We start from the raw sequence: 9,957 nt of genomic DNA, 5'->3' as shown, positions 1-9,957 counted from the left end.
GCACCCCGAGCCCCAGCGCCGCCATGGTGGCACCGCCATATTCCGAGGAGCCGAGCGCCACATTGGCCGCCGCCATGCCCATGTCAGCCAGCTGGCTGCGCGAGAGGCGTTCGTTGGAGTGCTGGGCCAGCACGTGGGTCAGCTCGTGACCGATGACGGTGGCCAGCTGATCCTGGTTCTGGGCCACCTTGAGGAGCCCGGTATAGACCCCGACCTTTCCGCCCGGCAGGGCGAAGGCATTGACCTCCTTGGAGTCAAACACCACCACCTCCCAGCTGCTGATGCCATAGCTGGCCGGCACCTGGGCGGTCACCGCCTTGGTCACGCACTGCACATAGGCATTGGTCTTGGCATCCTTGCTCACCTTCTCCTGCTGCTTCATCTGGCTAAAGGAGTCGGCTCCCAGCTGGCTCATCTGCTGGGGCGAAAAGAGCAGCATCTGGTTACGGCCGGTCGGTGACTGGGCACATCCGCTCAGCAGGGCGGCGCACAGCAGGCTGACGGCAAAGGCGGGGACGGTGCGGGACATGGTCGACAATCCTTGGTAGAAGACACCCCTGTATTGTCAAAAATGGTGACGCCCGGTGCAAGGGCAACGGGCGTCTGAAGAGCACAAAACGGGCCCCGCAGGGCCCGCTTCGACAAGCTGTGACTTACATCAGCCCCAGCTTTTTAAGATCGTTCTCCACCACCTTGCCCGGCAGCGGGATGTACCCGTCCTTGGCCACGATGCTCTGACCGGTCTTGGAGAGGATCATCTTGATGAACTCCTGCTCCATCGGAGAGAGCGGCTTGTTCGGGTGCTTGTTCACGTAGACGTAGAGGAAGCGTGACAGGGGATACTTGCCGGTCAGCGCGTTCTGCTCGGTCGCCTCGACGAAGGTCTTGCCATCCTTGGAGAGCGGCACGGCGCGCACGCCGGAGGTGACATAGCCGATGCCGGAGTAGCCGATGCCGTTGAGGGAGGAGGAGACCGACTGCACCACAGAGGCGGAGCCCGGCTGCTCGTTCACGCCGCTCTTGAAATCCCCCTTACACAGGGCGTGCTCCTTGAAGTAACCATAAGTACCGGAGACGGAGTTGCGGCCATAGAGCTGGATATCCTTGGCGGCCCACTCACCGGTCAAGCCGACGTCAGACCAGCGGGAAGCCTGCTTGTCGCCACCGCACTTGAGGGTGCTGGAGAAAATGGTGTCCACCTGCTCCATGGTCAGCCCCTTGACGGGGTTGTCCTTGTTGACGAACACGGCCAGGGCATCCACCGCCACCGGGATCCCGGTCGGCTTGTAGCCGTAGCGCTTCTCGAATGCCTCGATTTCACCGGCCTTCATCTCGCGACTCATGGGGCCGAATTGGGCCACCCCTTCGGTCAGCGCGGTCGGTGCGGTCGAGGAGCCGGCGGCCTGGATCTGCACGTTCACGTTCGGATACATGCGCTTAAATTCTTCGGCCCACAGGGTCATCATGTTGGCCAGGGTATCGGAGCCCACCGACGACAGGTTGCCGGAGATGCCGCTGATCGGCTGATAATCGGGCAGTTTGCTGTCAACGCCAGCCGCCATGCTGTGGGCGGAAAACAGAGCAGCAGTAGACAGTCCAATAACGCCAGCCAATTTGTTGAGTTTCATCCAATCTCTCCAAAGGTAACAAGGGTCTGTTCCAAGACGGCGCCAGTATCTGGCCTGCCAATGACAAAAATATTGATCATCCGTGACACTTTCATGACACCGGTAAAGAAAGTGCCATCTATCCGCAAAGAAAAAGGCGGCCCATGGCCGCCCTTCCCGCGAGATCTCACGCGCTCTTGCGCTGATCCACCAGCAGTGGAGGGGGCACCACGAAGCTAAAGCGGCTCCCCCTGCCGACCCGGCTCTCGATGTCGAGGTGGGTGTCGTGATGGCTCAAGGCATGCTTGACGATGGCCAGCCCCAGCCCCGAGCCACCGGTCTGGCGCGAGCGGGCGCGATCGACCCGATAGAAGCGCTCGGTCAGGCGCGCCAGATGCTCGGGGGCAATCCCCTCCCCTTCGTCGGTCACCGCAAACAGGGCCCCGGCCCCCTGACGGCGCCACTCCACCTTGATGGACCGACCCGCCGGTGTGTAGTGCACCGCGTTGTAGACCAGGTTGGAGACGGCGCTGCGCAGCAGATCCGGATCGCCATAGAGCTTGAGATCGGGCTGAATCTCGAAATGGATCGCGTGCAGCCGCTCACCGGAGAGCGCACGCGCCTCCTGCTCCAAAATGGCCAGCATCGCCGGCATGTCGACGACACGGGTGAGATCCACCTCGTTCGCCGCCTCGATGCGTGACAGGGTCAGCAGTTGATTGACTAGGTTGTCCATCCGCTGCGCCTGCTCCGACATCACCCTGTGGGTCTTGTCCCACAGGCCGGGGGGCGGCAGTTCCTCGGTCATCTCGAGATACCCCTTCAGCACGGTGAGCGGGGTGCGCAGCTCATGCGAGACGTTGGCCACGAAGTGCTTGCGGGTCTTCTCCAGACTGCGCAGGCGCGTCACGTCGCGCGCCACCAGCATCGCCTGATCGATGGCATAGGGCATGATGCGAAACTCGAGCTGCTTCTCCTCATTGTTAGGAGAAGGCAGCTCAAGCGGCTCCTCATAGTTGCCCTTGGCGAGGTAATCCGTAAAGGCGGGGGCGCGGATCAGGTTGCCGATGTGCTGGCCGGCATCCTCGGGCCAGCGAAAGCCGAGCATCTTCTCGGCCAGCCGGTTGCACCAGAGAATACTGCCATCCTCGCGATAGACCACGGCGGCGTCAGGCAGCGCCTCCGCCCCCTCACGAAAGCGGCGGATAAGGCCTGCCAGCTCGCGGCGACGGCTGCGCTGGCGCTGCTGCAACTTGTAGATGCCGTTGAAGATGTATTCCCAACTGCCGCTGCCGGTGGGGGGCACTAGGCTGCGGTCATGCCACAGCCAGTAGGCCAGCCGGTGCTGCTGCTGATAGTGCCAGATGAGGTGCAACACGGTCGCGGCCAGCAACACGTCGGCCAGATGACCCACCAGCCAGCCCACCAAGGCAAAGGGGGCATAGAAGCCCACCATCCGCCACAGCTGCCGGCGCCAACTATATGGTTGCAACATAAGGGTTCCTACAGCCGGGTCGAGAAGCGATAGCCTGCCCCGCGTACAGTCTGGACCAAGCGATCATGGCCGGTCTCTTCGATGGCTTTGCGCAGTCGGCGGATGTGCACGTCCACGGTGCGATCCTCCACATAGACATTGGTGCCCCACACATTGTTAAGCAGCTGCTCGCGGCTGTAAACCCGCTCAGGATGGGTCATGAAGAAGTGCAGCAGCTTAAATTCGGTCGGCCCCATGTCGAGCGCCTTGTCCTCAACGCTGACCCGGTGGGAGAGCGGATCGAGGCGCAACCCCTGTACCTCGATCGCCTCCTCCACCGAGGTGGGCGAGACGCGGCGCATCACCGCATGCAGGCGGGCCGTCAGCTCCTTGGGAGAGAACGGCTTGGTGATGTAGTCATCGGCGCCGGCTTCAAGGCCGCGTACCTTGTCCTCCTCCTCGCCGCGAGCGGTGAGCATCACCACCGGGATCTGGCGGGTCATCTCATCTTGCTTGAGCTGCTTGAGGAACTGGATCCCGCTGCCCCCCGGCAACATCCAATCCAGCACGATGAGTTCGGGGTAGGGCTCCTTGAGCTTGGCCAGTCCGTCCTCAAAGTCCTGGGCTTCGATGGCTTCATAACCCTTCTGCTCCAGCACGAAGCAGAGCATCTCGCGGATGGGGGCCTCGTCCTCGACCACCAGAATTCGCTTTCCCATTTCCCTTCTCTCTCCCATGTGAAGATATGTGCGCCAATTATTGGAAGTTTGTGTGACAGTTTTATGACTTTACCGGCCGTTATCGAGTCCGCCTACTCCCCAGAGCACGACCCTGTTGCACGGTAGCACTGCCCGCTAGGCCGGTACGATGCCGCCTCTGTTTTTTTCTTGTGAGAATTATTTCTCTTTGTAACTTCCATTTCGCCCCCCTTCCCCCCCTACCCTCAGCGCGAAAACACCCCATCCGAAAACGCTACCATCCCTTTCAGAACAGCGATGTGGTGAAAGTTCCATGGGATTGGACTCGATTTTTTGCACTCGGTCATAGTTTTGAACTTTCCCCCTCCGGAGCGATTGATATTTCGCACCACGAAAGTACTCTGGTCTTATCCGGAACGCCAAGACCGGATCCGATGCAAATAAACAGACCAACTTGTCACAGCACCGGGGGCCAAGACCCGGTGACCGGGACAGATAAGCAATAACAAGGCCGAAAAAAGGCCAGCCATGCCATCGCCGAGCGGCCGGATGACCGGTAGCCGGATAAATGCTAAGTCCATAAAATCAGGAGCATTGTAATGGAAGTTATCCTCTTCAAGCGTGCCGCTTTGAGTGCCGCCGTCATCGCCGCCATGATAGCCCCGGGCATGGCCCTGGCCGTTCAGGACACCATGAGCCCAAGCTACGGCAAGTCCTACGAAGCCTTCGTGGAAGACGCCAAGCTCTCCGGCGGCGTCTTCTACTTCCAGCGCGAGCGTGACCGCAAGGATGGCGCCGGCGATGGCCAGTACCACTCCAACCTCAGCCACTCCACCGCTCAGCTGGCACTGAACTTCAACTCCGGCTACGCATGGGATGTGGTCGGTGTCGATGTCGGTGGCTACGGCGCCATGGATCTGGCCGTTGACGAGAGCAACCCGGTCAACGAAGAGAACGAGTTCTCCTTCTGGGGCAACAGCTGGGGTGGCTCCGATGGCCGCTCCGAGAACGGCGCCAGCCTGACCAACGCCGCCCTCAAGTTCAAATTCTTTGATGGTGCCGTCACCGCCAAGGGGGGTCTGACCCAGCTCTACGTGCCCGGCATCATCGGCGTGAACTGGTCCTATCAGCCCGGTACCTACCGTGGTGGCCAGGTGGAAGGCAACTTCGGCAACCTCTACCTGACCTACGCCATCGCTGACGAATACAAGGCCCCCTGGTATCGCGATACCCAGAAGTTCTCCCGCGCCAAGGCATGGATGGATCCGTTTGCTGACGAAAACGTCATCGACTACATCCACGGTCTGGCCGCCCGTTACACCTTCGAGAACGGCACGGCCGTCACCGCCGCCTTCGGTCAGTCCGAAGACTACATGGACAGCTACCACTTCAAGCTGGCCCACAAGTTTGATGTGCTGGGTGGCCTCAATACCAGCTACCAGTTCTACGGCTCCAAGACCGACGACTACACCAAGGATGGCGGCGAGGTTGAGACCTACGACGGGCTGGCCTGGCAACAAGCCATCACCTTCGGCTGGGGCGCCGGCCCGTACGGCTTCCGCCTCGAAGGGTTGTGGACCAAGGCCGAAGGCTCCGAGGGCAACTACCTGCCCCGTCTGACCCGCGGCTACGGCAACTCTCAGGGCGCGAACGAGATCTGGTGGGACTCCCGCTCCGACTGGAACGAAAACAACGAGAAGGCCGTCTTCTTCGGCGTGACCCGTACCCTGGATGATCTGGTCGGGGCCGCTGGCTGGACCGTCGGTCTCTCCGGTGCCTATGGCTGGGATGCCGAGAACGGCGACAGCACCATCAAGAACGGTAAGGAGTGGGCCGCCAACTTCGACCTGATGTACACGGTGCAGGAAGGCTCGCTCAAGGGCACCCTGTTCAAGCTGCACTACACCGATTACAACAACCAGCAGGACGACAAGGGCAGCTGGTACTACCCGAACATGTTCGCCTCCGAGCGTGACGTGAAGTTCCACATCATCATGCCGTTCACCGTACTGTAACGGTTATCCATGGCAGAAAGCGCAACCGGGCCCCTGTGGCCCGGTTTCATTTTGCGCTACCCTGACGCTTTCCACCGCCAAGGATGCCTCGATGGCCAACCGTTACGTCCTCATCACCGGCTGCTCCAGCGGCATCGGGCTCGCCGCCGCCCGCGGCCTGCGCCAACACGGCTTTTCGGTGATCGCCTCCACCCGCAGTGAAGAAGACGCCGCCCGCCTGCGTGGCGAAGGGCTGACCACAGTCCGCCTCGATCTGCGCGATCCCGCCAGCATCGAGGCCGGGGCCGCCGAGGCGCTCTATCTGGCCGGCGGGCGCCTGTATGGGCTGTTCAACAACGGCGCTTACGGCCAACCCGGCGCCCTTGAGGATCTGCCGACCGAGGCGCTGCGCGAGCAGCTCGAGACCAACCTCATCGGCTGGCACCATCTGATCCGGTTGGTGCTGCCGGGCATGCTGGCGGCCGGCGAGGGGCGTATCGTGCAAAACAGCTCGGTGCTCGGGCTGGTCGCCATGCGCTATCGCGGTGCCTACAACGCCAGCAAGTTCGCCCTGGAAGGTTACAGCGATACCCTGCGCCTTGAGCTTGCCGGCAGCGGGGTGCACGTCAGCCTGATTGAGCCGGGCCCCATCGACACTCAGTTTAGGGTCAACGCCCGCGATGCCTTCCTGCGCCATGTCGACCCGAAGGCGAGCCGCCACAAGAAGGCCTACCGCCAGACCCTCAAGCGGCTGGAAAAAGAGGGGCCGAGCGGCCGTTTCACCCTGCCGCCCGAATCCTGCCTGCCGCCCCTGGTGCACGCCCTCAGCAGCCGTCGCCCCAAGGCCCGCTACCCGGTCACCTTCCCGACCCGGCTGTTTGGCTGGCTGCGCCGGCTGCTGCCAACCCGCTGGCTCGACCGGCTACTGGTCAAGTCCGCCTAGAAGTGCTGGCCGTCGCTGTAGTAGGCGCTGCGCTCCAGCGCCTGGAACACCACGGCCACCCGCACCTCGCTCCCCACTATCTCGCGCACCTGCTCGGTGATGAGCCGGGCGGCGGCATCCTGCACCGCCTGCTCGCGGGCAAACCAGGCCACCTCGATGAGGGGCGAACTCTGGCGCGGCCAGCCATCGGCGAAGAAGGTACTCTCGACCCGCTCCAGGGTGAAGTTGGCCGGATCGCTGCCCAGCAGCTCGGCCAGGGCATCGATCAGGGTCAGGCTCAAACGCTCGACGTCCGGTTGGGACAGAGCACGGCAACGCAGGTGAGGCATGGGGACTCCGGTTTGTTATAGTGGCTTCCTTGAGTGAGCCCCAGTGTGCAACATAAGGATTTCCATGATCAAATTTCTGCGATCCCCCTGGCTTCTCCTGCTGCTCTGGCCGCTGCTATTGCGTGCCGAGCCCGCTTTCTACCGGGTCGAGAAAGGGGCCCAGACGCTCTGGCTGCTCGGCTCGGTGCATGCAGGCCATGCCTCTATCTACCCCTTACCAAAGGCCATCGACGAGGCGTGGCAACAGAGCCGGCAACTGGTGGTCGAGGTGAACCTCAATCAGATAACCCCAGACGATCTGACCGAGATGGCCCGCCTCACCCGCCTGCCGGATGGCCAGCAACTCGCCGATGTGCTGCCCGCCGCGCTCTATGCCAAAACCCAGGCCGCCGCCACCCGCCTTGGCGTGCCCATCGCGCAGCTCGCGCCGCTGCAACCCTGGTATGCGGCGCTGGCTCTGAGTCAGGCCGCCATCGGCCAGAGCGGTTTTGATCCGGCGCTCGGGGTCGACAGCCACTTTCTGGCCCAGGCCACTGACGCCAAGCGCCCCATCAAGGGGCTGGAAGGCTTCAGCGAGCAGCTCGGCTATCTGGCAAGCGTCAGCGCGCACCAAAACGCCATGCTCGAGAGCACCCTCGATGAGCTGGATGATTTCAAACAGAGCTTCACCGAGGTGCTCAACGCCTGGCAGGCCGGCGATGAAACCCACTTAAGCGAGCTGCTCAAAGAGGAGATGGGGCCGCCAGAGCTACAGGAGTGGCTCGAGCAGAAACTGCTGGCCGAGCGCAATGCGCGCTGGCTGACGCAGCTACCGGGCCTTGAGAGCAACAGCTTCATCGTGGTCGGCTCACTGCACCTGTATGGGCCGAAGGGGCTGCTGGCCGGCCTTGCCGAGCGCGGCTACCGCATCGAGCGCCTCAGCCCGCCCGCCACTACGCCGGGTTGAGGCGGTAGGCCCTCACCCGCTTGCCCGTTATAATCGGCAAAAAATGTCCAGGAGCCGCGCCGTGCAACCCGACGATTACCAGCTCTTCATGCAGGAGATGAGTGGCGTCAAGCCCATCACGTCCGATCAGATCCCCCCCTCACCGCCTTTGCCGCACCCCAGCGAGGCCCAGCTCGCCCGCCGCGAGGCGGCCATGCGCGAGGATGGCCATGAACCCGATGGCCTCACCATGGAGGCGGTCGAGATGCTGCGCCCACACGATCCGGTCGGCTTCAAGCGCGACGGCGTGCAGGAGGGGGTCTACAAGAAGCTGCGCCTTGGTAAATATGAGTTGCAGGCGAGCCTGGATCTGCACCAGCACACCCTGCGCGAGGCGCGCGTGGCGCTGCTGCAATTTATCCGCGACTGCCTCGAGCGCGACATCCGCTCCGTGCTGATCCTGCACGGCAAGGGAGAGCGCAGCCAGCCCCAGGCGCTGCTGAAAAGTTACGTGAGCGCCTGGCTGCCGCACATTCCCGAGGTGATGGCCATGCACAGCGCCGAGCGCCGCCACGGCGGCAGTGGCGCCTTGTATGTGCTGCTGCGCAAAAGCGATCGCAAGAAGGCGGAAAATCGCGAGCGCCACCTGCGCCGCCTCGCCTGACGAGCCCCTCTTACACCAGGAATCCCCCATGTCATATCAACAACTGGAAGCCCATCAACGCCAGATCTACCGCCTGCAACACCTCTCTGCCATCTGTGGCTGGGATCAGGCGACCATGATGCCCGAAGGAGGGAGTCAGGCCCGCGCCGAGGCCATGGCTGAACTCGAGGTGCTGCTGCATGCCAAAAAGACCGCCCCCGAGGTCGGTGATTGGATTGCCGCGGCCGAAGGCGAAGCGCTCAGTGCGGCGCAGCAGGCGAATCTCAACGAGATCCGCCGCCACTGGCAGGATGCCCGCCTGCTGCCTGCCGATCTGGTCGAGGCGCTTTCACTGGCCGGCAGCCGTTGTGAGCACGCCTGGCGCCGTCAGCGCCAAGAGAACGACTGGGCCGGTTTTGCCCCGAATCTCGGCGAGGTGGTGCGCCTGTCGCGCGACGTCGCGAGGCTACGGGCCGAGGCGCTCGAGATGCGCCCCTATGACGCCATGCTGGCGCTGTATGAGCCGGGCATGAGCGTGGTCAAGTTGGATCAGGTGTTTGGCGATCTCGCCAGCTGGCTACCTGGGCTCATCACAGAGGTCAGTGAGCGCCAGCGCGGCGATGCGGTGCTCACCCCCGCCGGCCCCTTCCCGACTGAGCAGCAAAAGGCGCTCGGGCTCGAGGTGATGTCGCTCATCGGCTTTGACTTCAACCAGGGCCGCCTCGATGTCAGCACCCATCCGTTTTGCGGCGGGGTGCCCACCGATGTGCGCATGACCACGCGCTACAACGAAGAGGAGTTTGTCTCGAGCCTGATGGGCATCATCCACGAGACCGGCCACGCCCGCTACGAGCAAGGGCTGCCGCGCGAGTGGCTGGGCCAGCCGGCGGGTGAGGCGCGCTCCATGGCCATCCACGAGAGTCAGAGCCTGTTTTGCGAGATGCAGCTTGGCCACCACCCGGCGTTCCTGTCGCTCATTGCTCCGCGCATCCGCGCCCATTTCGGCGAGCAGCCGGCGCTCTCGGCGGCGAACTTGACGCGCCTTTACAACCGGGTCGAACCTGGCTTGATCCGGGTCGATGCGGATGAGGTGACTTATCCGGCTCACGTCATCTTGCGTTATGAGCTGGAGCGCGATCTCATCGAGGGGCGCATCGAGGTGGCCGACATTCCCGAGCTGTGGGATGCGAAGATGCAGCAGTGGCTGGGGCTGCGCACGGCCGGCAACTACCGGGATGGCTGCATGCAGGATATTCACTGGACTGATGGCTCGTTCGGCTATTTCCCGAGTTACACGCTGGGCGCCATGACGGCGGCGCAGTTGCGCTTTGCGCTGGAGCGCGA

General features: G+C 62.9%; 10 protein-coding genes. 5 read left to right on the top strand and 5 right to left on the bottom strand.

Annotated elements, in window-relative coordinates; all coding sequences use genetic code 11:
• The 4 genes from BN1134_RS15535 to phoB form a co-directional block, all read right to left on the bottom strand.
• Positions 1–529: M48 family metallopeptidase (locus tag BN1134_RS15535; RefSeq protein WP_042048324.1), on the bottom strand; the 529-nt coding region annotated here is incomplete at its 3' end.
• 124 nt (positions 530–653) lie between these two features.
• Positions 654–1,628 carry a PstS family phosphate ABC transporter substrate-binding protein gene (locus BN1134_RS15530; RefSeq protein ID WP_042048323.1) on the bottom strand — a complete coding sequence of 325 codons (975 nt, stop codon included), beginning with the start codon at positions 1,626–1,628 and terminating at the stop codon, positions 654–656.
• A gap of 166 nt (positions 1,629–1,794) precedes the next feature.
• Positions 1,795–3,102, bottom strand: coding sequence for a phosphate regulon sensor histidine kinase PhoR (gene phoR, locus BN1134_RS15525; protein ID WP_042048321.1), 1,308 nt, complete (start codon positions 3,100–3,102; stop codon positions 1,795–1,797).
• A gap of 8 nt (positions 3,103–3,110) precedes the next feature.
• Positions 3,111–3,800, bottom strand: coding sequence for a phosphate regulon transcriptional regulator PhoB (gene phoB, locus BN1134_RS15520; protein ID WP_042048320.1), 690 nt, complete (start codon positions 3,798–3,800; stop codon positions 3,111–3,113).
• Between the two features lie 578 nt (positions 3,801–4,378).
• On the opposite strand from phoB, the gene BN1134_RS15515 reads away from it, so the two are divergent.
• Positions 4,379–5,794, top strand: a complete 1,416-nt coding sequence (locus BN1134_RS15515; RefSeq protein WP_042048319.1) for an OprD family outer membrane porin — start codon at positions 4,379–4,381, stop codon at positions 5,792–5,794.
• Positions 5,795–5,885: 91 nt separating this feature from the next.
• Positions 5,886–6,716, top strand: coding sequence for an SDR family oxidoreductase (locus BN1134_RS15510; protein ID WP_042048318.1), 831 nt, complete (start codon positions 5,886–5,888; stop codon positions 6,714–6,716).
• Here the strand turns inward: BN1134_RS15510 and BN1134_RS15505 are convergent.
• Entirely contained in the window at positions 6,713–7,045 is a 333-nt protein-coding gene (locus tag BN1134_RS15505; protein ID WP_042048316.1) for a DUF1904 family protein, read from the bottom strand. The genes BN1134_RS15510 and BN1134_RS15505 overlap by 4 nt on opposite strands.
• A 64-nt stretch (positions 7,046–7,109) precedes the next feature.
• Between BN1134_RS15505 and BN1134_RS15500 the strand changes: the two genes are divergently transcribed.
• The 3 genes from BN1134_RS15500 to BN1134_RS15490 all read left to right on the top strand — a co-directional run.
• Positions 7,110–7,991 carry a TraB/GumN family protein gene (locus BN1134_RS15500; protein ID WP_052449514.1) on the top strand — a complete coding sequence of 294 codons (882 nt, stop codon included), beginning with the start codon at positions 7,110–7,112 and terminating at the stop codon, positions 7,989–7,991.
• Between the two features lie 43 nt (positions 7,992–8,034).
• Positions 8,035–8,634 carry a DNA endonuclease SmrA gene (gene smrA, locus BN1134_RS15495; RefSeq protein WP_042048315.1) on the top strand — a complete coding sequence of 200 codons (600 nt, stop codon included), beginning with the start codon at positions 8,035–8,037 and terminating at the stop codon, positions 8,632–8,634.
• 28 nt (positions 8,635–8,662) lie between these two features.
• Positions 8,663–9,957: carboxypeptidase M32 (locus BN1134_RS15490; RefSeq protein WP_042048313.1), on the top strand; the 1,295-nt coding region annotated here is incomplete at its 3' end.

The sequence above is a fragment of the Aeromonas simiae genome (genome assembly GCF_000820125.1).
Classification (GTDB): Bacteria; Pseudomonadota; Gammaproteobacteria; order Enterobacterales; family Aeromonadaceae; genus Aeromonas; species Aeromonas simiae.
The sequence above is the reverse complement of the archived record's forward strand: the minus strand, read 5'-3'. Positions and strand labels throughout refer to the sequence as shown.